The organism is Serratia sp. K1WW1, from assembly GCF_055790865.1.
In genome coordinates this window covers 4,574,236-4,597,141 of sequence record NZ_CM147697.1, presented here as the reverse complement: position 1 = coordinate 4,597,141, position 22,906 = coordinate 4,574,236, and the positions used below count along the sequence as shown (strand labels likewise).

Genomic DNA, 22,906 nt, shown 5'->3' with positions numbered 1-22,906 from the left:
ATGCACAGTGACAATCCTGTAATCATTATCATGATAACCGTTGTCGGCTCTGGCTCAATGCTTTTCCGCTTGTACTGTCGCTGCGATCACACTTCTGGCCGTAATTACCTCTTGACGTAAACCTCAGTCGTAGTCATTCGATGCGAAACTGCGTGTCCAGTCGGCTGACCCCCAGCCCATTGACCTTTTTCACCTTAATCTGCACCGGGATGCGCTCTTTCATTGCCTCCACGTGGCTGATCACGCCGATGGTTTTGCCGGTGGCGTTAAGGCTGTCCAAGGCGTCTAGCGCGGTATCCAGCGTCTCGGCATCCAGCGTGCCGAAGCCCTCATCCAGGAACAGCGAATCGATGCTGGTCTTGTGGCTGACTAGATCGGACAAGGCCAGCGCTAGCGCCAGACTCACCAGGAAGCTTTCACCGCCGGAAAGGGTGCGGGTATCGCGCAAGGCATCGGCCTGCCAGGTATCAACCACCTGTAGCTCCAGCGCATCACTGGTTTTGCGCTGCAACAGATAGCGCCCGTGCAGGCGGCCAAGCTGGTTGTTGGCCAGGTACACTAGATGATCCAGGGTCAGGCCCTGAGCGAACTTGCGGAACTTGTCGCCCTCTTTGGAGCCGATAAGCTGGTTGAGCAGGCTCCAGTCGTCGCACTGCTGCTGGCTTTGGGCGATCTGTTCGAACAGGGACTGTTGATTCAGGCGGCGCTCGGCATCGCTGCTCAGTTGGTTACGTACCTCGCCCTGGCGCAGCTGTAGCGTTTTCAGCCGTTCTGCCAGTTCGCTGAGCGCGGTGGTGAGTTGTTCAATATTGACCTGGCTTTCATCCAGATCCGCAGGGCGATCCAGACGGTGCTGTTCCAGCGCTTGTACGGCCTGGGCCAACAGCGTTGTGGCCCGCACCTGGCGCTCCTGCAACTGCTCTTTGTGCTGCTGTAAGCGCTGACGTATGTCGTCATCCAGTAGCGCGGCGTTGAATGCGGTCTCATCGTCGAAGGTGCTGCTAGCCAAGGCCTGCTGCCATTGCTGCTCGGCCTGTTGCCCCCGTTCGGCTTGCTGTTGTTGCTGTTGCTGCAAACCGACCCACTGGCCAGCCAGGCGATCGCGCTGCTCCTGCGCTTTGTGCAATTGCTCCGTAGCCTGCTGTAAGGCGTGCTCTGCGGCGATTTGTGCTGTGCGCAACTGCTCACGGACTTCAGCAACCGTTTTCTCACCAAACAGCGCGATGCGTTCGTTACGTTGTGCCAGCAACTGAGTTTCATTCGTCAGGCACAGCTGTTGCCACTGCGCCAATTGGCGTTGAGTTTCCTGCTGGTTTTTCTGCAGCAGTTCAAAGCGCTCATTCAACCGTGCCGCTTCCTGTTGCGAACTCTGCTGTTCGGTTTGCAGGGCATTCAGGGCATCCTTCGCCACTTGCACGGCCTTGGCGAGCCGTTCGTGCTGTAACAGCAGTTGCTGACCGGCCTGTTCCTCACTATCGCAAGCCTCCAGCCAGGCGGTTAACCGGGCGCTGTCTTGCAGCGTAAAGCCGAAGGCCAAGGGCGCGCTGAGGGTTTGCCAGCTTTGCAGATAGCTCTCCTGCTGCTCGAGTTCCTGGTTCAACTGCGTTTGCAGGCGTTGCTGCTGCTCTTTCAGGCTTTCACTGCGTGCGCGCAGTTCTGTTCCTTTAGTGTGTAGCTCTTCGGTTTGGATGCGCAATTGAGCGACGCGCTGCTCCGTTTCTGACGGTTTGACAGCCTGATATTGCTCGATCGCCGGATGGTGCGTGGAGCCGCACAGCGGGCAGGGGGCATCGGTTTGCAGACGCGCCCGCTCGGCTTCCAGACTGACGATGCGTTTTTCCAGTTCGAGCGTTTTCTCAACGTCTGTCAGGTGCGCCTTTTGCTGTTTATACTGCTGGCGCACCGTATCGAGCTGGGTTTCTACTTCGGTTAGCTGTTTTTGAAGCGTAGTGAATTCGAGCCGCTGTTGCTCAAGGCGCTGCTGGTTCTGCTGGAACAATAAGGCCAGTTTCGACAACTGCTGGCGAACCGGGCGCAAGCCACTCAGTTCGGCCTGGCGGTGACGCAGTTTCTCCAGCGAGGATTGCGCCTCTAACGTGGCTTGCTGCTGGAGTTGGCTATCCAACGCCGCCGTGAGTTCAAGCTGCCTGGTCTGATATTGACCCGCCAGGGTAGCCAGTTGGCCGCGTCTTTCGATGAGTTGTTCCAGCGTGCGCCGCAGCTCTTCGCTCTGCCGCTGGCTCTCTGCATGCTGTTTACGCGCTTCTGCCAGTTGGTTTTGTAACTGAGCTATCTGATGATCGAGCGGCAACACCTTGTCATCCATCAGCGTCTGCTGCTGTTGCTGATGTTCCGCCTGGGCCTGTCTGGCCTTTTGCGCCTGCTCCAACTGCTGTTGTAACGGGGTCAGTTCGGCCAATTGACGCTCTTGCTGCTGAGCCAACTGTTCGATCTGTTGCTGCAACGCTAAACGATCCTGCTGACAACGATTACGCTCATTAAGCAACGGGCGCAGTTTCTCGGCGGGCTCACTGCGAGCTAATTGCTGCAGCTGCGGTTCGGCCAGTTGATACTCCTGCTGCACGCCAGACAGCTGTTGCTGATAATCCTGGGTCTGTTGCTGAATGGTGTGCCAGCGTTGCAGCCAGCTCAACTGATGTTGTTGCCGCTGTGATTGTTGGCTGAGAAGTTGCTCTTCAGCGCCGAGCTCGTTGAGCTGGTTTTCCAACGCCTGGCGCTGCTCATCATTAAGCAGTTCAATCCCGCTGGCACGGTGGTGCAAAGCGTCCAGATCGCTTTTCGCCTGTTTGTGCTGTTCGAATACCTGTGCCGATAGCCGTCCATAAATCTCGGTGCCGGTCAGTTCTTCCAACAGTTCGGCACGTTCGTTGGCCTTGGCGTTCAGGAAGGCGGCGAACTGCCCCTGCGACAGCATCATCGATTTGGTGAAGCGGCCAAAATCCAGGCCGGTGATCGCGGCAATCAGCTCCTTTTTATCGGAGATTTTATCCGCCAGGATTTTGCCATCTTCCCGCAGCGCCAGCTCCACCTTGGGAGCCTGCAGGTTGCCGTCCGGATCGTTTTTCGCCCGGCGTTGGCTCCAGAAGGCGCGATAGCCGACGCCTTTGACCTCAAACTCCACTTCGGCCAGCGATTCGGCGGTGTGGCGGGTCATCAATTCGTTCTGGCTAGCGCTGACTTCCAGGCGTGGCGTCTGGTGATAGAGGGCCAGGCAGATGGCATCCAGCAGGGTGGTTTTACCCGCTCCGGTGGGGCCAGTGATGGCAAACAGGCCGTTGCTGGCGAAGGGTTCCGCCGTGAAGTCGATTTTCCACTCGCCCTGTAGCGAGTTCAGGTTTTTCAGCCTTAGGCTCAGGATCTTCATGCAGATGGCTCCTCATGGTGATGCAAGGTTTCTACCACCTGCTGGAACATCTGCCGCATCTGCTGTTGGCGCGGTTCGGCCATCTCTGCTTCCAACGCCAACCGGCGCTCGAAGACTTCGCCCACGCTTAATTCATTCAAGGTTTCTTTATCCTGCTGGGCAATGCTCTGGCTACGTTGCTCTTTACTGCGCCGCAGCAGCACCACTTCAACCGGTAAATCTTCCGCCAACTGTTGAATGCGGCGCTGAATATCGCTGAGGTAATCCTGGGTGGCCACTTCGATATCCAGCCAAACTGGAAGTTCGCCCTGATAATAGGCAAACTGCTGTAATTGCGCCTCTATTTGCTGCAAATCACCTTTGATCAGCTGCATGGGCTGGAAGGCGGGGATCTCCAGTGGCGCGATCTGTTGCAATGCTCCGTCGGCAAAATCGACCATAAACACGCTTTTGGCTTTGCCTAACTCGTCAAAGCTCAGTGGGATTGGTGAGCCGCTGTAGCGGATATGCTCGGATTTGGCGACGTTCTGCGCGCGATGGATATGCCCTAACGCAATGTAATCGGCAGGAGGGAACGCCTGAGCCGGAAAAGCGTCCAGCGTGCCGATATAGATATCCCGTACTGAATCCGAGGTGGTGACGCCCACGGTGGTTAAATGGCCAGTGGCGACGATCGGCAGTGGCAAACCCAACGCATCGCGGCGCGCACAAGCTGCCTGATACAGGTTGTGGTAATGCTCGGCGATGGCTTCTTGCAGGGCCTGCTGCTTTTGGTTGCCAGACTCACCGGCGCGGCTGGTGAGCAGATCTCGTGGGCGCAGGAACGGGATGGCGCAGAGCACCGCACCAGGTTGACCATCAAGCTGGTTGAGCACCACGATTTGCTGCTCAAGCTCGCTTTGCGCGTTGGCAATCACGGTGGTGTTCAGGCAGGAAAGCAGCTCACGCGATTCATTCAGCGTGGCTACGGAGTCGTGGTTGCCGCCCAGCACCACCAGCTGGCAGCCGGTGCGTTGCAGCTCCACCACAAAGCGGTTGTACAGCTCGCGGGCGTAGCTGGGCGGAGAGCCGGTATCGAACAAATCGCCTGCGACGATCAGCGCATCCACCCGCTGCTGTTCCACCTGTTCTATCAGCCAACGTAAGAAGGCCTGATGCTCGGCGGCGCGGCTTTTGGTGAAAAAGTACTGGCCCAAATGCCAGTCGGAGGTATGGATCAGGCGCATAAAACTCCCAGGGCGACAACATAATGGCGACGATTATAAAGGGGGGGACCTCTCCTGTCGTGGCTCAATCAAGCAGGGGGCCGAATGATTTTTGTTTGCCGTCAGAAATAATCGCTATGCTTACTGCCATTAATGGGGCTTTTTTTTCATAAAAGTGTCACAAAACTGACGCATAATGGCGACCGCAATCAACTGAGATCGCTAACACATTGGCAGGATTGACGATGGCAAGACGCATACTGGTGGTGGAAGACGAAGCGCCGATCCGTGAGATGGTGTGCTTTGTGTTGGAACAGAATGGTTACCAACCGTTGGAAGCCGAGGATTATGACAGTGCCGTCACGCGCCTGTCTGAGCCGTTCCCTGATTTGGTGTTACTGGACTGGATGTTACCGGGAGGTTCCGGCATTCAGTTTATCAAGCATATGAAGCGCGAGGCGATGACCCGGGATATCCCGGTGATGATGCTGACCGCGCGCGGTGAAGAAGAAGATCGGGTACGTGGCCTGGAGGTTGGCGCGGATGATTACATCACCAAACCTTTCTCGCCCAAGGAACTGGTGGCACGTATCAAGGCGGTGATGCGCCGTATTTCACCGATGGCAGTAGAAGAAGTGATTGAAATGCAGGGGCTAAGCCTGGATCCTTCCTCGCACCGGGTGATGGCCAATGAGCAGGCGCTGGAGATGGGGCCGACCGAGTTCAAACTGCTGCACTTCTTTATGACTCATCCGGAGCGTGTTTATAGCCGCGAACAGTTGCTTAATCACGTCTGGGGCACTAACGTTTATGTGGAAGACCGCACCGTTGATGTGCATATCCGCCGGCTGCGTAAGGCGCTGGAGACCAGTGGTCATGACAAGATGGTTCAAACCGTTCGCGGCACCGGTTATCGGTTCTCAACGCGCTACTGATCGCACTGCGCTGGAGAGGTTACCGTGCTAGAACGTTTATCGTGGAAGAGGCTGGCGCTGGAGCTGGCCCTTTTTTGCCTGCCTGCCTTATTGCTGGGGCTGATTTTCGGTTATCTGCCCTGGCTGCTGTTGGTTTCGGTGCTGGCCGCGCTGGCCTGGAACTTCTATAACCAACTCAAACTTTCCCACTGGCTGTGGGTGGACCGCAGCATGACGCCGCCGCCGGGCCGCTGGAGCTGGGAACCGCTGTTCTATGGCCTGTACCAGATGCAGCAGCGTAACCGCCGCCGCCGCCGTGAGCTGGCGCTGTTGATCAAACGCTTTCGCAGCGGGGCCGAATCCTTACCGGATGCGGTGGTGATGACCACCGTTGAGGGCAATATCTTCTGGTGTAACGGCCTGGCACAGCATCTGCTGGGCTTTCGCTGGCCGGAAGATAATGGCCAACACATTCTCAACCTGCTGCGCTATCCGGAATTCAGCCATTATCTGCAACAGCAAGAATTTACCCGGCCGCTGACGTTACAACTGAATAACGAGCACTTTGTCGAATTCCGTATCATGCCCTATTCCGAAGGCCAATTGCTGATGGTGGCACGTGATGTGACCCAGATGCGTCAACTGGAGGGGGCCAGACGCAACTTCTTTGCCAACGTCAGTCATGAGCTACGTACGCCGCTAACGGTGCTGCAAGGCTATCTGGAGATGATGAGCGATGAAGAGCTGGATGGTTCGCTGCGTGGCAAAGCCTTGGGCACCATGCAAGAGCAGACCAGACGCATGGATGGCTTGGTAAAGCAGTTGCTCACGCTCTCCAGGATCGAGGCCGCGCCAAACGTGGATATGAACGAGAAGGTCGATATTCCGTTAATGCTGCGGGTATTGCAGCGTGAGGCGCAATCGCTCAGCGGCGGTAATCATCAGATCAATTTCCGGGTGAATGAAAATCTGCAGGTGTTCGGTAACGAGGATCAGCTGCGCAGCGCGGTTTCCAATCTGGTGTACAACGCCGTCAACCATACTCCGGCGGGCACCAATATCGAAGTGAGCTGGCAGCAGACGCCGCAGGGGGCTCAGTTCCAGGTCAGCGATAACGGGCCGGGCATTGGTGCCGAACATATCCCGCGCCTGACGGAGCGTTTCTATCGTGTCGATAAAGCACGTTCGCGCCAGACCGGCGGCAGTGGGCTCGGGTTGGCGATCGTGAAGCATGCGCTCAGCCATCATGATTCGCGGCTGGAGATCCTCAGTGAGCCAGGCATTGGCACCCGTTTTATCTTTACCTTGCCTAACCGGTTGATTGTTCCCGCGGCTTTAGCAGAGAATGCGGTGAAAAATTAACAGGTAGCCCGCCATGAATCGATTTACCCAAGCTTTGCTGCTTTGCCTACTGTTGTCGGTTGGCCGCGGGGCCGTGGCTGCTCCGGACGGCATGCTTTCCGGTAACCTGTCCAGCGTAGGTTCCGACACCCTGGCCAACCTGATGGCGCTGTGGGGGCAGGATTTCAGCCGACACTATCCCAACGTGAACCTGCAACTGCAGGCTGCCGGTTCCTCGACGGCACCCACGGCATTGGCGGCAGGAGCGGCGCAGCTTGGGCCAATGAGCCGGCCAATGAAAGCCGCGGAGGTATCAGCATTTGAGCATCGCTATGGCTATGCGCCGCTGGCGGTGCCGGTCGCGGTTGATGCGCTGGTGGTGCTGGTGCATCAGGACAATCCGCTACCTGGCTTGAATCTGCAACAGCTGGATCAAATCTTTTCCGCTACCCGCCGCTGCGGGGAAAACACGCCGATTAGCCGCTGGGGAGAGCTGGGGCTGCAGGGCGGCTGGCAGCAGCGTGCCTTGCAACGCTTTGGCCGCAACTCCGCCTCGGGTACCTATGGGTATTTCAAACTGCGTGCGTTATGCGGTGGTGATTTTATGGCGCGGGTGAATGAACTGCCGGGGTCGGCCTCGGTGGTGCAGGCGGTGGCCGGATCGTTAAACGGCATTGGCTATGCCAGCATCGGTTTTCGTGCCAGCGGGGTGCGGCTGTTGCCCCTGGCAGAAACGGGTGACCGTTATGTTGAACCTAGCGAAACCAACGTGCGTAACGGTAGCTATCCGCTGGCGCGCTACCTGTATATCTACATCAACAAAGCTCCCAACCAGCCGCTGGAACCCCTGACGGCGGCATTCCTCGACCGTGTACTGTCTGCGCAGGGGCAGGAGCTGGTAAATCACGACGGCTATCTGCCGCTGCCGCCGGCTACGCTGAGCAAAACCCGTACGCTATTGGGGCTGGATTAGTCCGGCCAACTTGAATTTAATTCAACTCCAATGAAAATTTCTCCATTGCCGGGTGACCGGTGACATGAAAGGATGCACTCAAGCAGTGTAGACGTCTGGATGTCCATTTGTAACCCAGCGTAATAATTCAACTTGTCAATGATTGGAACTGACGGCGGCTAGCCCTCAGTGCATCATCGGAGCAGAACATGTCCAAAGCCAGCCATGCCTTTCACGCCGACGTTGTCGGTAGCCTGTTGCGCCCTGCGGCGCTGAAAACGGCCCGTCAGCAGTTCCAGAATGGTGAGATCGACGCGGCTCAGCTGCGCGCAGTAGAAAACGAGCAAATCCGCCATATTGTCGGCAAACAGCAAGAGATCGGCTTACAGGTTGTGACCGATGGCGAGTTCCGTCGTGCCTGGTGGCACTTCGACTTCCTTGAGGGGCTTGATGGTGTAGAAGGCTACGACGTGGAGCAGGGCATTCAGTTTAACGGCGTGCAAACCAAGGCCCGCAGCATCAAGGTGACCGGCAAACTGGGCTTTAGCAACCATCCGATGCTGGAGGATTTCCGTTTCCTGAAAAGCGTAGCCGGTGACGCTGTGCCGAAGATGACCATCCCGAGCCCGAGCGTGCTGCATTTCCGCGGTGGCCGTAAGGCGATCGACCCGCGGGTGTACCCGGATCTGGATAGCTACTTTGACGATCTGGCACAAACCTACCGCGATGCGATCAAAGCCTTTTACGACGCTGGCTGCCGCTACCTGCAGCTTGACGATACCGTCTGGGCCTATCTGTGCTCCGACGATCAGAAGCGCCAGATCCGTGAGCGGGGTGAAGATCCTGAGCAATTGGCCCGTACCTACGCAGAGGTGTTGAATAAAGCCATCGCCGGGAAGCCGGAAGACTTGACCATTGGTCTACACGTTTGTCGTGGTAACTTCCGTTCCACCTGGATCTCGGAAGGCGGCTATGAGCCAGTGGCGGAAATCCTGTTTGGCCAGGTCAATATTGATGCCTTCTTCCTGGAATATGATAACGAACGATCTGGCGGTTTTGAGCCACTGCGTTTTATCAGGCCGGGCAAACAGCAGGTGGTGCTAGGGTTGATCACCACCAAGACCGGTGAGCTGGAAGATCCGGCGGTGGTGCAACAACGCATCAAGGAAGCAACGCAGTTCGTCGATATCAAACAGCTATGCCTGAGCACGCAGTGTGGCTTTGCCTCTACCGAAGAGGGCAACAGCCTGAGTGAGCTGCAGCAGTGGGATAAGCTGCGTAGTGTGGTCAATATCGCAGCGTCGGTCTGGTAAGTGCCAGTAAAATGAGCACATGACACGCGTTTAGCATCTGGTTATTGGTGTTTTCACGCACTATGTAACCATTTGTTTCACATTTCGTGAGTGATGTGCTCAAAAATAATACAAATCATGTAGTGCATATTTATTGATAACCCCTATGTTCGACTGGATGAGCAATATTATCTGGACGATCACTCTGCTTTCTGTCCTGCGTGTTGCCTTTTGGCACTATAAACGTTTAACTATCCCCCTATTGCCGGACTAAACCTCCATTTTCCTCTGCATTCCGTGGTGATTGCGACCTGGAATTCAGCAGGGGAAAAAACGTCTAAAAATCTGCTCGTCATCATGAGTATTCGCCTTTATCAAGGTCAGACGCCGCTATTGCGCGCTGTCTGTTGCCCATGAGTATTACGATGAGAGAGCAGGCCGGCAACCGAACCGAAGTGGGGCACTTTTGCCACCATGCTTATCGGCAATTTTTTATTTCAACAGGCAGCACAACAGATTATGAGTCATCGTTTAGCGTCAAAAGATATTCTGGCTTTGGGTTTTATGACCTTTGCCTTATTCGTCGGAGCCGGGAACATCATCTTCCCGCCGATGGTGGGTTTGCAGTCTGGCGAACACGTCTGGACTGCGGCAATTGGTTTCCTGATCACCGCCGTCGGTCTACCGGTTCTCACCGTGATTGCCTTGGCTCGCGTTGGCGGCGGCGTTGATGCATTAAGCTCACCGATTGGCCGTAGCGCTGGCCTGCTGCTGGCAACGGTGTGCTATCTGGCCGTTGGCCCGCTGTTTGCCACCCCGCGCACCGCTACCGTTTCCTTTGAAGTGGGTATTGCGCCGTTGACCGGTGACGGTGCCATGCCGCTGTTTATCTACAGCCTGGTCTATTTCGCACTGGTGATTGGCATCTCGCTCTATCCGGGCCGCTTGCTTGACACCGTGGGCCATATTCTGGCTCCGCTGAAGATTGTGGCGTTGGCCGTGCTGGGTATTGCCGCAGTGTTGTGGCCTGCTGGGACACCGATCCCGGCGGTAGATGCCTACCAAACCGTGCCGTTCTCTTCCGGTTTTGTTAACGGCTATCTGACGATGGATACGCTGGGCGCCATGGTGTTCGGTATCGTTATCGTTAACGCCGCACGTTCTCGTGGGGTGAAGGACGCTGGTCTGCTGACCCGTTATACCATCCTGGCCGGTCTGATCGCCGGTGTGGGCCTGACGCTGGTCTACCTGAGCCTGTTCAAGCTGGGCTCCGGCAGCGGCGTGCTGACGCCAGATGCCACCAATGGCGCGGTAGTGCTGCATGCCTACGTGCAAAATACCTTCGGCGGCCTGGGCAGCTTCTTCCTGGCGGCGCTGATCTTCATCGCCTGTATGGTGACCGCGGTGGGCCTGACCTGTGCCTGTGCGGAGTTCTTCGAGCAATACCTGCCGTTCTCATACAAAACGCTGGTATTCATTCTCGGCCTGTTCTCGATGGTGGTTTCCAACCTCGGCCTGAGCCACCTGATCCAGATTTCGATCCCGGTGCTGACTGCGATCTATCCACCTTGCATCGTGCTGGTGCTGCTGAGTTTCACCCTGCGTTGGTGGAACAGTGCATCACGTATTGTTGCGCCGGTGATGTTAGTCAGCCTGTTGTTTGGTATCCTTGATGCGGTGAAAGCGTCCAACTTCCAGCATTTGATGCCAGAATGGACCAATCACCTGCCGCTGGCGGCGCAGGGGCTGGCATGGTTGCCACCTTCGCTGCTGATGCTGGTACTGGTCGCGATTTATGATCGGGTTTTTGCACGCAGCCAAGTGACTGCTCACCCTTAAACCTACGGTCTGAATTTTAGGCCACGGACTTGTCCGTGGCTTTTTTACGTTTAAATAAAGACGGGTCATTTTCATGCAACAACAGTCACCCACCGCAGCTCCAGCCAATAAGCTCAAGCGTGGCCTCAGCACGCGCCACATTCGTTTTATGGCCCTGGGCTCGGCCATTGGTACCGGTCTGTTTTACGGCTCCGCAGAGGCCATCAGAATGGCTGGCCCCAGCGTCCTGCTGGCTTACCTGATCGGCGGTATCATTGCCTTTATTATCATGCGCGCACTGGGCGAAATGTCGGTGAATAACCCGCAGGCCAGCTCGTTCTCGCGCTATGCCCAGGATTATCTCGGCCCGATGGCGGGTTACATTACCGGTTGGACCTATTGCTTTGAGATCCTGATCGTTGCCATTGCCGACGTGACGGCTTTCGGCATCTACATGGGTGTCTGGTTCCCGGAAGTGCCGCATTGGATCTGGGTGTTGAGCGTGGTGCTGATTATCGGTGCCATCAACCTGATGAGCGTGAAGGTGTTCGGTGAACTGGAGTTCTGGTTCTCATTCTTCAAGGTGGCGACCATTATCATCATGATCGTCGCCGGTATCGGTATCATCGTCTGGGGCATCGGCAACGGGGGGCAACCGACCGGGATACACAACCTGTGGGTCAATGGCGGCTTCTTCAGTAACGGCTTTATTGGCATGATCCTGTCGCTACAGCTGGTGATGTTTGCCTACGGTGGGATTGAAATTATCGGGATTACCGCCGGTGAAGCCAAAGATCCTAAAGTGTCGATCCCCAAGGCCATCAACTCGGTACCTTGGCGTATCCTGGTGTTCTACGTCGGGACGCTGTTCGTCATCATGTCCATCTATCCGTGGAACCAGGTGGGGACCAACGGTAGCCCGTTTGTGCTGACCTTCCAGCATATGGGGATCACCATTGCGGCAGGTATTCTTAACTTCGTGGTGATCACCGCCTCACTGTCGGCGATTAACAGCGACGTGTTCGGCGTTGGCCGTATGATGCATGGCCTGGCAGAGCAGGGGCATGCCCCGCAGGTATTCAGCAAAATCTCCAAACGCGGTATTCCATGGGTGACGGTGGTAGTGATGATGGCGGCCATGCTGATCGCCGTGTATCTCAACTACATCATGCCGGAAAGCGTGTTCCTGGTGATTGCCTCACTGGCGACCTTTGCCACCGTGTGGGTGTGGATCATGATCCTGTTCTCGCAGATCGCTTTCCGCCGCAGCTTGAGCAAGGATCAGGTCAGCAAGCTGGCGTTCCCACTGCGCGGTGGGGTATTCACCTCGGTGGTTGCCATCATCTTCCTGGTGTTTATCATCGGCCTGATCGGTTACTTCCCAACGACGCGTATTTCCCTGTATGCCGGGCTGGTGTGGGTCGCGGTGCTGCTGCTGGGCTACTACATCAAGGTGAACCGCCAGAAAAAGCGAGCCGTATTGACACAGTAAGATTGCCCCTCACCCCAACCCTCTCCCACAGGGAGAGGGAGCTGCCCGGAGCACTTGGATGGTTCGTGCTGCTTCGGAAACTGGGGAGTAAAGGCATTACGCAGAAAAATCAGCGAGTCTTCTCATCCAAGGTGCATCACCGTATTTTCAGGCCCACTCGATCGGTCCCCTCTCCCTGTGGGCTGAGGTATCCCCACTAATTTTTTCTTAGTGGTTTCAGAGAATTAGAGCGAGTGTTTTACGATCAATCTGTTCCATTTTGTTCGTAAATTGGCAGTGAGAGAATGATGAACCACTTCTTCTCGTCTGCTTGAGGCTATTTTTCAGTCCGTTTATGGGTAAAAAATAGCCTATTTCTCGTCTCAATTTTTATGGGGATTCCTCAGCCCACAGAGAGGGAGCTGTCCTGAGCGCGTAGTCAGCCCGTGCAGTTTCGGAAATCAGAGGGGGAAGAACAAGAAAGGCAAGGTATTACGCAAAGCATTCAACGCACTCGATCGGTCCCCTCTCCCTGTGGGAGAGGGTTAGGGTGAGGGGCGTAATATTGAAGCCAACGCTCCTCCCTACCGTATTAGTGTGTTTTCCTCTTCCGTATCGCCATCACCGGCGGCTCTGGCCTCCATCACCAGATTGCTTTCGCATAACCGTTCTTCCTTCCCTTCTCCAGAGCAACGCGCCAGCACTTCACGAATATCCATCATATTGCTGCTCAAGGCGCTGAGCGCCGGTTGCAATGTGCGGTTCATCTGGCTTTCATCCAGCGTGGCGCTGTGTAGGTAGCCAGCAAACATCAGCGTAGCCAACAGGGTGATCAGACGGTGTTTTGACGATATTAACAAGATGCCTGCTCCGAACGGTAAAATGGCGTGTGAGTATTAATAGCCATTCGGCGGCAGAAAGAAAGTCAGAGGAGATATCTGTTGGCAATCGGTTGAAGATAATTACCAACAGAAATAATTTCGTCAGGTTACGTTAGGGATTGTTTGGCGCGGGCTGCAGGTTTGCCAGCATGCTGCGCATGTCGTTGCTGCTTGGCGTCTGATGGATGCGCAGATCGAATTCGCCGATCACCGCCAGCAGATGATCGAAGATATCCGATTGAATTCCTTCGTACTCTGCCCACACAGTGGTGTTGGTAAAGGCGTAAATTTCCAGCGGTAACCCTTCCGGCGTTGGGGCCAATTGGCGCACCATCAGCGTCATATTCTGGTGGATCCCCGGGTGCGAACGTAAATAAGCCACCAGATAGGCGCGCAAAGTACCAACGTTAGTCAGGCGGCGGCCGTTGAGCGGCGAACTGAGATCCACCTCGCTCTGCTGGTTGTACTTACCCAGCTCCTGGGTTTTATCGTTCAGATAGCGTTGCAACAGGGGGTTGCGGTTGAGGCGTTCCTGTTCCTCTGACGTCAGGAAGTGGACGCTGGTGGTGTCGATATTGATGCTGCGCTTGATGCGGCGGCCACCGGATTCAGACATTGAACGCCAGTTCTTGAACGAATCAGAGATCAGTGCGTAGGTGGGAATGGTGGTGACGGTATTGTCCCAGTTTCTGACCTTGACCGTGGTCAGGCCGATGTCGGTCACCGCGCCATCGGCACCGTATTTAGGCATCTCCAGCCAATCGCCGATTTTCAGCATATCGTTGGCGGAAAGCTGGATCCCGGCGACCAGGCCGAGAATGGGATCTTTAAACACCAACATCAGTACGGCCGTCATGGCACCCAAACCGCTGAGTAACAGCAGCGGTGAGCGGCCCATCAGCAGTGAGATGATCATGATGCCAATAAAGATGGCGGCGACCAGTTTCACGCCCTGGAAGATGCCACGCAGCGGGAGCTGATTGGCAAGCGGGCTTTGGCGCATCAGAGTCAACAGCGTGTCGAGCAGTGAGAACAACGTCAGCAGGGAGAATAACAGGATCCACACCTGCGCCGCAGTAACGATAATTGTCTGAGTCTGGCTGTCATTATGCAGCCACAGTACCGCCTGCACGTTGATGATCACCCCTTGCAGCAGCAGGGCGGCACGCTGGAAGAGCTTATGCTGGGTGATGGCTTGCTGCCAGAGATGCTGTGAATGCTGGCCACGGCGCTGGATAGCGGTCAGCACCACGCGGTGCAGTACCAGATGGATCACCACGGAAATCAGTGCAATCAGCCCAAGCACCATTGCCAGTGACATCATGTCGGTGAATTCCAGCCCAATGCTTTCCAGCCATTGCCTTATTTGTTGCTGCATGCTCGCTCCCTCCAAAGTACTTAAAAAACATCCAATAAATCTAAAACCCGTTAGCCTAAAGGTTATCGGGCATGATATGTGTCTGTTTACCCACTTTTACATTGTAAATCAGCATCTCCACCCCTCGGCTCATCCCCGAGTTTATCACTCAAAGATGAGGGAGAACGGTGCTCAACGTGGCATGGTGCGTGGCATTGCATTCGTCGTCGATTGGGTTTGCTACATTAGGAGAAAATTCATGCTAAATGCCTGGCATCAGCCGGTTCCACCCTTCGTGGTGAATAAGGGGCAGCGTCTGGAGATCGCTTTGTGGTTACAAAGTGATGAGATGCCTGAACAGGTCTTTCTACGCGTCGAGCCGGACAATGAAGAGTGGCTGTTGATCATGAAGCCTAAGGCGGTAGACGGGCTCTGGCGCTACCAGGCCAGCCTGACGCTGCACGAAGGGGAGCCGGTACGGCGCTACTGTTTTAAACTGCTATGGGCCGATCGTCAGCAGTGGTTTGGCCCGCAGGGCTGGTCGCTGACCCCGCCGGGGCAACTGGCTCAGTTTGCCGTGGATGAGCCGGATAGCAGCCCAGGTTGGGTGGCCGATCAGGTGTTTTATCAGATTTTCCCCGATCGCTTTGCCAGCAGCGGTGGGGAGCATGGCATCCAGAATGGCAGTTATCACCATCATGCCGCCGGAAGTGACGTGATACGTCGTGACTGGCAACACCCGTTGGCAGATGAGCATGCTGCCTCGACCTTTTACGGTGGCGATCTGGACGGCATCAGCGAGAAGCTGCCCTACTTGCAGCGGCTTGGCGTCACCGCCCTGTATCTGAACCCGATATTCACCTCACCCAGCGTCCATAAGTACGATACCGAAGATTACTATCAGGTCGATCCCTACTTCGGCGGTAATGATGCCTTGCTGCGTTTGCGAGTAAGCACTCACAAGGTGGGAATGAAACTGGTGCTGGACGGCGTATTTAACCACACCGGAGATTCCCATCCGTGGTTCGATCGTTATCAACAGTCAGAGGGTGGTGCATGCCATCATCCCGATTCGCCTTATCGCGGCTGGTTCAACTTCTACCCGGACGGTAACGTGCTGAGCTGGAAGGGCAATACCAATCTGCCCAAGCTCAACTTTGCCGAACCGCAGGTGGTCGATACTATTTATCGGGCGGACAACAGCGTGGTACGCCATTGGTTACGCCCACCGTACAGCATCGACGGCTGGCGCTTGGACGTGGTGCATATGCTGGGGGAAAACGGCGGTGCGGCGGGGAACCTCTATCACCTGGCCGGAATGTATCAGGCAATCAAGCAAGAGAACCCAGATGCCTATGTGCTGGGCGAACATTTTGGCGACGCGCGCCGCTGGCTGCATGCCGGAGTTGAAGACGCTGCCATGAACTATATGGGCTTTGCCTTGCCGGTTAGGGCGTTTCTGGCCGGTGTCGACGTGGCTTATCATCCGGTACTGCTGGATGCGGCAGACTGTGCGCAGTGGATGGACGGTTACCGGGCCGGATTGCCCCATAACCGCCAACTGATCCAGTTCAATCAGTTGGATAGCCACGACACGGCGCGTTTCTTGACCTTGCTGGATAACAATCCGCGCCGGATGCAGATGGCGGCGGTGTGGCTGCTGGCGTGGATTGGCGTGCCTTGCCTGTATTACGGTGATGAAATTGGTCTGGATGGCGGCAACGATCCCTTCTGCCGCAAGACGTTCCCTTGGGATGAAAGCCAATGGGATCGGCCGCTGTTGGCCTTGTTCAGCCGCCTGACGGCACTGCGTAAGCAGAGCAAGGCGTTACGCCGTGGCGGCTGCCAGGTGCTGTATGCGCAGGGGGAGACGCTGGTGTTTGTGCGTACTTACCAGCGGGAGCAGGTGCTGGTGGCGTTGCAGCGTAGTGATAGCGGAGACGTCGAACTGCCTTATAGCCCGCTGTTGCGAGAGGGGAAATGGCAGCTTGTGGAAGGGGAAGGCGAACTTGTTGCACAGGAAGGTGGCCTGCGGTTGCAGCTAGCGGCCGAGTCGGCCAGCGTGTGGCGGCTACGTAGCTAAAGTTGGCTAAAGGTTTACCCGCCAACTGGCGGGTAAGCCAGATCCCTCAGTACCCCACTGCAGATCCTGCCGGGCGGCGTACGTCGTTGGCTCCGTACAGGTAGCCCTCACGTACGCGTCCAGAAACGGCAGAGTCGTTACCCGAGTTGGCCGGGCTGACACCCGCTGCACCCGGTAATCCCACCAGAATCAGCTCCGCAGCGCCCCAAGGGGTTTGCTCAACCATCTTGTAGCCCATCTCTTTGAGGATTTTCAGCGTATCGGCAGAGACACCGCGCTGCTCGTAATAGACCTCATCCGGCAACCATTGATGATGGATCCTTGGAGCATCCACCGCTTCCTGCGGCGCCATGCCATGATCGATCACGTTCAGCGCGGTCTGCAGCGTGATGGTAATGATGCGTGAACCACCTGGCGAGCCGAGCACCATAAATATTTTGTTGTCTTTGGTCACCAGCGTAGGGCTCATGGAGGATAGTGGGCGCTTACCGGGGGCGATGGCGTTGGCTGTGCCCTGCACTAAACCATAAAGGTTTTTCTCGCCAACCTTGACGGTAAAGTCATCCATCTCATCGTTGAGGAAGAAGCCGGTACCCGGTGCGATCACCACGGCACCAAAACGGCCGTTGACGGTATAGGTGGTCGACACCGCATTCCCTTCATGATCGACAATCGAATAGTGGGTGGTTTCCGGCTTTTCGTGCGGCTCCATCCCCGGTTGTACATTGACAGAAGGCGTAGCCTGATTGGTGACGATTTTCTTGCGGATCTCATCGGCGTAGCTTTTGCTCACCAGCCTATCGATCGGATTCTTGATAAACTCTGGGTCGCCGAGATAGGTATTGCGGTCCATATAGGCATGGCGCATCGCCTCGGTCATGGTATGGATCGTCGCAGCCGAGTTAAAGCCCATGCTTTTCAGATCGTAACCCTCAACGATATTGAGGATCTCGCACAATGTTACGCCACCGGAGCTAGGTGGTGGTGCAGAGACGAATTTATAACCGCGATAGCTACAGGTGATCGGCGTAGCCTCGGTCACTTGGTAGTTGGCGAAGTCGGCGGCGGTGAGGATGCCTCCCCCCTGTTTGGCGGCGGCTTCAACCGCCTGCGGGATTTTGCCCTGATAGAATGCGGAGGGGCCTTGTTTGGCGATGGCTTCCAGCGTGTTAGCCAAGTCGGTTTGCACCAGGCGATCGCCCGGTTGCAGCGCAGAACCGTCTTTACGCAGGAAGATTTTGGCCGACTCCGGGTCTTGCTTGAAGCGTGCGACGGTAGTGTCGAGAATATCGGTATCGGCCCGCGTCAGGATAAATCCCTCACGGGCCAGCCTGATGGCCGGTTCCATCACCTGTTCGCGGCTCAGCTTGCCGTACTTTTTACGTGCGGTCTCCATCCCCAGCACCGTTCCCGGCACGCCAGCGGCCAGATAACCGTACAGGCTGGCGTCTTTTTTCACCTTGCCTTGCGCATCCAGATACATATCGGCACTGGCCGCCGCCGGAGCGGTTTCACGGAAGTTGATAAAGGTATCGGTGCCATCGGCCAGGTGCAGGGTCATGAAACCGCCGCCGCCGATATTGCCACAGCAGGGGTTAACCACCGCCTGGGCATAGCCGACCGCGACCGCCGCATCCACCGCGTTGCCCCCCATCTTGAGAATATCTACGCCGACCTGTGAGGCCAGATGCTGCGAGGTGACCACCATGCCATTTTGCGCTTCCACCGCCGGGGTTGATGCGGCATACAGTTGGCTGCTGACCAGCAAGGCTGCCAAGGTCAGCGGTTGACTCCATTTTTGTAAAAACATAACGACTCCTGTGTTGATCCCTGTTTTATTATTTGTCCCGCAGGTGCTGCAAAGCGCAGGCCAACCTATGAAGAGTAGTTACGAATAGGCAATGCGGCGGTCGACAGAGTGAAAAATGTGAAGCGAAACAGGGGAATATTGCACTGGAGGGGGGCGGTTGCACCGATTTTGGGCATAAAAAAAAACCGGCCAGCAGGGCTGACCGGTTCTGACACTTACAGGCTGAAATTACAGCTTGGAAGCGTTCTCAGACAGGTATTTAGCTACGCCGTCTGGAGATGCGCCCATACCTGCTTTGCCTTTTTCCCACTGAGCTGGGCACACTTCGCCGTGCTCTTCGTGGAATTGCAGCGCGTCAACGGTACGGATCATTTCGTCGATGTTACGGCCGATTGGCAGGTCGTTCACGATCTGGGAACGAACAACGCCGTTCTTGTCGATCAGGAAAGAACCACGCAGGGCAACGCCCGCTTCTGGGTGTTCGATGCCGTAAGCTTTCTGAATTTCGCGCTTAACGTCAGCAACCATTGCGTATTTCACTTCACCGATGCCGCCTTTGTCGACAGGGGTTTTACGCCATGCGTTATGGACGAATTCTGAGTCGAAGGAAACGCCTACAACTTCAACGCCGCGCTTCTGGAACTCTTCATAGCGGTGATCGAAAGCGATCAGCTCAGAAGGACATACGAAGGTGAAGTCCATCGGCCAGAAGAACAGTACGGCTGGTTTGCCGTTCAGGTGCTTCTTCAGGTTGAAGTTTTCTACGATTTCGCCATTGCCTAAAACGGCTGCAGCGGTGAAGTCAGGGGCTTGACGAGTTACCAGGACCATAATTACTCCTGTAATAGTAGTTCAATGGGTTGATGTAAAAGCAGGGGCCAGTATAAGGGCCACCACTCGGTGAGGGAAGGGTGAAAGACCAATCAATGAGATAGCTTCCACCTATCAAACCGAGAGAATAAATTCAGCAGTCTTTCAAAATAACCTTTTCGTACAAAAGGGCAAGGACAAAAAGCCACATTCCGTTAACTGAATGAGTAATAGGGTTTTTTATCCGGCGATCACAATGACTTGTTTCTGGCCTGTTCCATCATACGAGGATAAAACTGCCAGAACTGTGTTTCAAGCTGATGATACTGGCGTTCCACGTCGGCAAAGGAGCCAGCCAATGCGGCCAGCCGTGGGCGGCGGCTAGCCATGCCTGCCAATACATCGCTGATAAACGGCAGCTCGGCGTAACGTTCCAGCCAGCGTTCGGGCCAAAGATAGCTGTTCAGGTTCTGGAAACGCTGCGGCGTTTGCGGCAGGTGCGGCACAATCACGCTGCGAGCTTGCTGGGTGAAGGTATGCAAGCTGCAGGTTGGCTCAAGCTGTTGCCAGTGGCGAGCCAGAAAGTGATCCCAGACCACGTCGAGCGTAATGGGGGCGACACGGCGGAATTGCGGGCTGAAATAGTCGCGGCAGGCTTTGACTTCCGGCTGGATATCGGTCAAAACATCGATGCGCCGATGCATCATGATGCCAGCCACAACCGCCGGATCGTAATCACCTGCGGGGTTGCCGCGCACGAAATCGGCGAGCAGGTTGCCCAGCAGCGAGCTTTCCGCAAGCTGGGCCAAATGGAGATGAGCGAGAAAATTCATCTGCCAACTATAACCCAAGTCATGCAATTCCTCCTTATTCCTTGCTGCTTGTCGCCCGCGGCTTTAGACTGTACCGCCTGTTTTTTCCCAATTAGCTAGCTGAAGAAGTGAATACCCATGCGCGTCGCCGATTTTTCTTTTGAGCTCCCCGAGTCTTTGATTGCCCGCTATCCACAGCCTGAGCGCAGCGGTTGCCGTTTGCTGCAGCTGGACGGGCCAAGCGGAGGCCTGACGCACGGCGTGTTCACCGATCTGCTGGATAACCTGGAAGCGGGCGATCTGCTGGTGTTCAACAATACCCGCGTGATCCCTGCGCGCCTGTTTGGCCGCAAGGTCAGCGGCGGCAAGATAGAAGTGCTGGTCGAGCGGGTGTTGGACGATCATCGGGTGCTGGCCCATGTGCGTGCCTCTAAATCCCCCAAGCCGGGTACCGAACTGCTGCTGGGCGATGACGAAAGCATTGCCGCCACCATGGTCGCGCGCCATGACACGCTGTTTGAACTGCGCTTTAACGACGATCGTGACGTGTTCACCATCCTCAACGCGGTGGGCCATATGCCACTGCCGCCGTATATCGATCGCCCGGATGAAGACGCCGACCGCGAACTGTATCAGACCGTCTACAGCGAAAAGCCAGGTGCCGTAGCGGCCCCGACTGCTGGCCTGCATTTTGATGAGCCGCTGTTGGCTGCGCTGCGCGCCAAGGGCATTGAGATGGCGTTTGTCACCTTGCACGTTGGCGCTGGCACCTTCCAGCCGGTGCGGGTAGAAACCATTGAAGAGCATGTAATGCATGCGGAATACGCCGAAGTGCCGCAGGACGTGGTGGATGCGGTATTAGCCTGTAAGGCGCGGGGCAAAAGGGTGGTTGCCGTGGGCACCACTTCGGTACGTTCGCTGGAAAGCGCGGCCAATGCCTGCCAGGATGCGCTGATTGCGCCATTCTTCGGCGACACCAGCATCTTTATCTATCCGGGATATCACTATCAGGTGATCGATGCGCTGGTGACCAACTTCCACCTGCCGGAATCCACCCTGATCATGCTGGTCTCGGCGTTTGCTGGCTATAAAAACACCATGAACGCCTATCATCAGGCGGTGGCCGAGCAGTACCGTTTCTTCAGCTACGGCGACGCGATGTTTATCAGCCGTAATCCACTGGCGGAAAGCGAATCCGTCGGGGAATAAATTCCCGGGCTACGCATAATGCGTGGCCCTGTTTTAATCACGTCAGACTGTATCTCTGACGCTGGAGGTTTTGTGAAGTACGAATTACAGACAACCGATGGCCGTGCTCGTCGCGGCCGCCTGGTCTTTGAGCGTGGCGTAGTGGAAACCCCGGCCTTTATGCCGGTGGGTACCTATGGCACGGTCAAAGGTATGACGCCGGAAGAAGTGAAAGACACCGGTGCGCAGATCCTGTTGGGTAACACCTTCCACCTGTGGCTGCGCCCAGGGCAGGAGATCATGAAGCTGCACGGCGATCTGCATGACTTTATGCAGTGGCACGGGCCGATCCTGACCGACTCCGGCGGTTTCCAGGTGTTCAGCCTGGGGGCGATGCGCAAGATTAAAGAGGAAGGCGTTTATTTCCGTAACCCAATCAACGGCGATAAGGTGTTCCTCAGCCCGGAAAAATCGATGGAGATCCAGTACGACCTGGGGTCTGACATCGTGATGATTTTCGACGAATGCACGCCTTACCCGGCGGATTGGGACTATGCCAAGCGTTCGATGGAAATGTCTCTGCGTTGGGCGCAGCGCAGCCGCCAGCGTTTTGATGAACTGAATAACAACAATGCGTTATTCGGTATTATCCAGGGCGGTGTTTACGAAGATTTACGTGATGTATCAGTAAAAGGGCTGGTGGAGATCGGCTTTGATGGTTACGCTGTGGGCGGTTTGGCGGTAGGTGAGCCAAAAGAGGATATGCATCGCATTCTTGAACACGTTTGCCCACAAATTCCAGAAGATAAGCCACGCTATCTGATGGGGGTTGGCAAGCCGGAAGATCTGGTTGAAGGCGTGCGTCGCGGCATCGACATGTTCGACTGCGTGATGCCAACGCGTAATGCCCGTAACGGCCATTTGTTCGTGACGGACGGTGTGGTAAAAATCCGTAATGCCAAGCACAAGGATGATACCTCCACGCTGGACAGTGAGTGTGACTGCTATACTTGTCGCCACTATAGTCGTGCCTATTTGCATCATCTCGATCGCTGCAACGAAATTCTCGGTGCCCGATTGAACACCATCCATAACTTGCGCTATTACCAACGTTTGATGGCGGGTTTACGCCAGGCCATTGAAGAGGGTAAATTAGAGCTGTTTGTGGCGGATTTTTATGGTCGGATCGGTAAACCGATACCACCTTTAAACGCTTGAATTAATAATTGAAAATTTAATGAGGGAATTTTAATGAGCTTTTTCATTTCCGATGCAGTGGCAGCAGCAGGGGCTCCATCTCAGGGTAGCCCGTACTCTCTGATCATTATGCTGGTGGTGTTTGGTCTGATTTTCTATTTCATGATCCTGCGCCCACAGCAGAAACGTGCTAAAGAGCACAAAAAACTGATGGACTCCATCGGCAAGGGTGATGAAGTGTTGACCACCGGTGGCCTGATTGGCCGTGTCACTAAAGTGGCAGATACCGGTATCATTGCCATCGCGCTGAATGACACCACGGAAGTGATGATCAAGCGTGACTTCGTGGCGGCCGTTCTGCCGAAAGGTACTATGAAGGCCCTGTAATTT

Annotated in this window: 17 protein-coding genes; 10 read left to right on the top strand and 7 right to left on the bottom strand. The window is 55.7% G+C overall.

The features are described from left to right. Window positions 1–133: 133 nt before the first annotated feature. Entirely contained in the window at window positions 134–3,385 is a 3,252-nt protein-coding gene (gene sbcC, locus ACX9GU_RS20835; RefSeq protein ID WP_473192762.1) for an exonuclease subunit SbcC, read from the bottom strand. Beyond that, a complete protein-coding gene (gene sbcD / locus ACX9GU_RS20830) occupies window positions 3,382–4,611 on the bottom strand; it encodes an exonuclease subunit SbcD (RefSeq protein WP_473192761.1) in 1,230 nt (409 codons plus the stop codon). Before sbcD ends, sbcC begins: the two co-directional genes overlap by 4 nt. Before the next feature lie 224 nt (window positions 4,612–4,835). On the opposite strand from sbcD, the gene phoB reads away from it, so the two are divergent. The 6 genes from phoB (at window position 4,836) to proY (ending at window position 12,399) form a co-directional block, all read left to right on the top strand. Further along, entirely contained in the window at window positions 4,836–5,525 is a 690-nt protein-coding gene (gene phoB, locus ACX9GU_RS20825) for a phosphate response regulator transcription factor PhoB (protein WP_021180214.1), read from the top strand. A 24-nt stretch (window positions 5,526–5,549) separates the two neighbouring features. Continuing rightward, window positions 5,550–6,866, top strand: coding sequence for a phosphate regulon sensor histidine kinase PhoR (gene phoR, locus ACX9GU_RS20820; RefSeq protein WP_473192760.1), 1,317 nt, complete (start codon window positions 5,550–5,552; stop codon window positions 6,864–6,866). 13 nt (window positions 6,867–6,879) lie between these two features. Next, on the top strand, window positions 6,880–7,818 hold the full coding sequence (locus ACX9GU_RS20815; protein WP_473192759.1) for a PstS family phosphate ABC transporter substrate-binding protein: 939 nt from the start codon (window positions 6,880–6,882) through the stop codon (window positions 7,816–7,818). 188 nt (window positions 7,819–8,006) lie between these two features. Beyond that, the gene (locus tag ACX9GU_RS20810) at window positions 8,007–9,110 is read left to right on the top strand and encodes a cobalamin-independent methionine synthase II family protein (protein ID WP_473192758.1); all 1,104 of its coding nucleotides are present in this window, start codon (window positions 8,007–8,009) and stop codon (window positions 9,108–9,110) included. Between the two features lie 498 nt (window positions 9,111–9,608). After that, a complete protein-coding gene (gene brnQ, locus ACX9GU_RS20805; protein WP_141131377.1) occupies window positions 9,609–10,928 on the top strand; it encodes a branched-chain amino acid transport system II carrier protein in 1,320 nt (439 codons plus the stop codon). A 73-nt stretch (window positions 10,929–11,001) separates the two neighbouring features. Next, window positions 11,002–12,399 carry a proline-specific permease ProY gene (gene proY / locus ACX9GU_RS20800; protein WP_024528662.1) on the top strand — a complete coding sequence of 466 codons (1,398 nt, stop codon included), beginning with the start codon at window positions 11,002–11,004 and terminating at the stop codon, window positions 12,397–12,399. Window positions 12,400–12,962: 563 nt separating this feature from the next. On the opposite strand, the gene ACX9GU_RS20795 is transcribed toward proY, so the two are convergent. Together ACX9GU_RS20795 and ACX9GU_RS20790 are read right to left on the bottom strand one after the other, a co-directional pair. After that, window positions 12,963–13,238 (bottom strand): hypothetical protein, encoded by a 276-nt coding sequence (locus ACX9GU_RS20795; RefSeq protein ID WP_473192757.1) that lies wholly within the window; start codon window positions 13,236–13,238, stop codon window positions 12,963–12,965. 133 nt (window positions 13,239–13,371) lie between these two features. Continuing rightward, window positions 13,372–14,637 carry a mechanosensitive ion channel family protein gene (locus ACX9GU_RS20790; protein WP_473192756.1) on the bottom strand — a complete coding sequence of 422 codons (1,266 nt, stop codon included), beginning with the start codon at window positions 14,635–14,637 and terminating at the stop codon, window positions 13,372–13,374. 238 nt (window positions 14,638–14,875) lie between these two features. Between ACX9GU_RS20790 and malZ the strand changes: the two genes are divergently transcribed. Next, window positions 14,876–16,699 (top strand): maltodextrin glucosidase, encoded by a 1,824-nt coding sequence (gene malZ / locus ACX9GU_RS20785; RefSeq protein ID WP_473192755.1) that lies wholly within the window; start codon window positions 14,876–14,878, stop codon window positions 16,697–16,699. A gap of 46 nt (window positions 16,700–16,745) precedes the next feature. On the opposite strand, the gene ggt is transcribed toward malZ, so the two are convergent. The 3 genes from ggt to ACX9GU_RS20770 all read right to left on the bottom strand — a co-directional run bounded on the left by ggt (window position 16,746) and on the right by ACX9GU_RS20770 (window position 20,152). Continuing rightward, window positions 16,746–18,509: a gamma-glutamyltransferase gene (gene ggt / locus ACX9GU_RS20780; RefSeq protein ID WP_473192754.1), complete on the bottom strand. Its 1,764-nt coding sequence runs from the start codon at window positions 18,507–18,509 to the stop codon at window positions 16,746–16,748. A gap of 228 nt (window positions 18,510–18,737) precedes the next feature. Next, window positions 18,738–19,340, bottom strand: a complete 603-nt coding sequence (locus tag ACX9GU_RS20775; protein ID WP_037375265.1) for a peroxiredoxin C — start codon at window positions 19,338–19,340, stop codon at window positions 18,738–18,740. A gap of 230 nt (window positions 19,341–19,570) precedes the next feature. Further along, window positions 19,571–20,152: an ACP phosphodiesterase gene (locus tag ACX9GU_RS20770; RefSeq protein ID WP_473195225.1), complete on the bottom strand. Its 582-nt coding sequence runs from the start codon at window positions 20,150–20,152 to the stop codon at window positions 19,571–19,573. 117 nt (window positions 20,153–20,269) lie between these two features. Here ACX9GU_RS20770 and queA point away from each other — a divergent pair, with 117 nt between their 5' ends. From queA to yajC, 3 genes are all read left to right on the top strand, one after another. After that, a complete protein-coding gene (queA, locus tag ACX9GU_RS20765) occupies window positions 20,270–21,340 on the top strand; it encodes a tRNA preQ1(34) S-adenosylmethionine ribosyltransferase-isomerase QueA (RefSeq protein WP_021805506.1) in 1,071 nt (356 codons plus the stop codon). A gap of 72 nt (window positions 21,341–21,412) precedes the next feature. Then, on the top strand, window positions 21,413–22,537 hold the full coding sequence (gene tgt / locus ACX9GU_RS20760) for a tRNA guanosine(34) transglycosylase Tgt (RefSeq protein ID WP_021805505.1): 1,125 nt from the start codon (window positions 21,413–21,415) through the stop codon (window positions 22,535–22,537). A 33-nt stretch (window positions 22,538–22,570) separates the two neighbouring features. Next, on the top strand, window positions 22,571–22,903 hold the full coding sequence (gene yajC / locus ACX9GU_RS20755; protein WP_021180200.1) for a preprotein translocase subunit YajC: 333 nt from the start codon (window positions 22,571–22,573) through the stop codon (window positions 22,901–22,903). Window positions 22,904–22,906 lie beyond the last annotated feature (3 nt).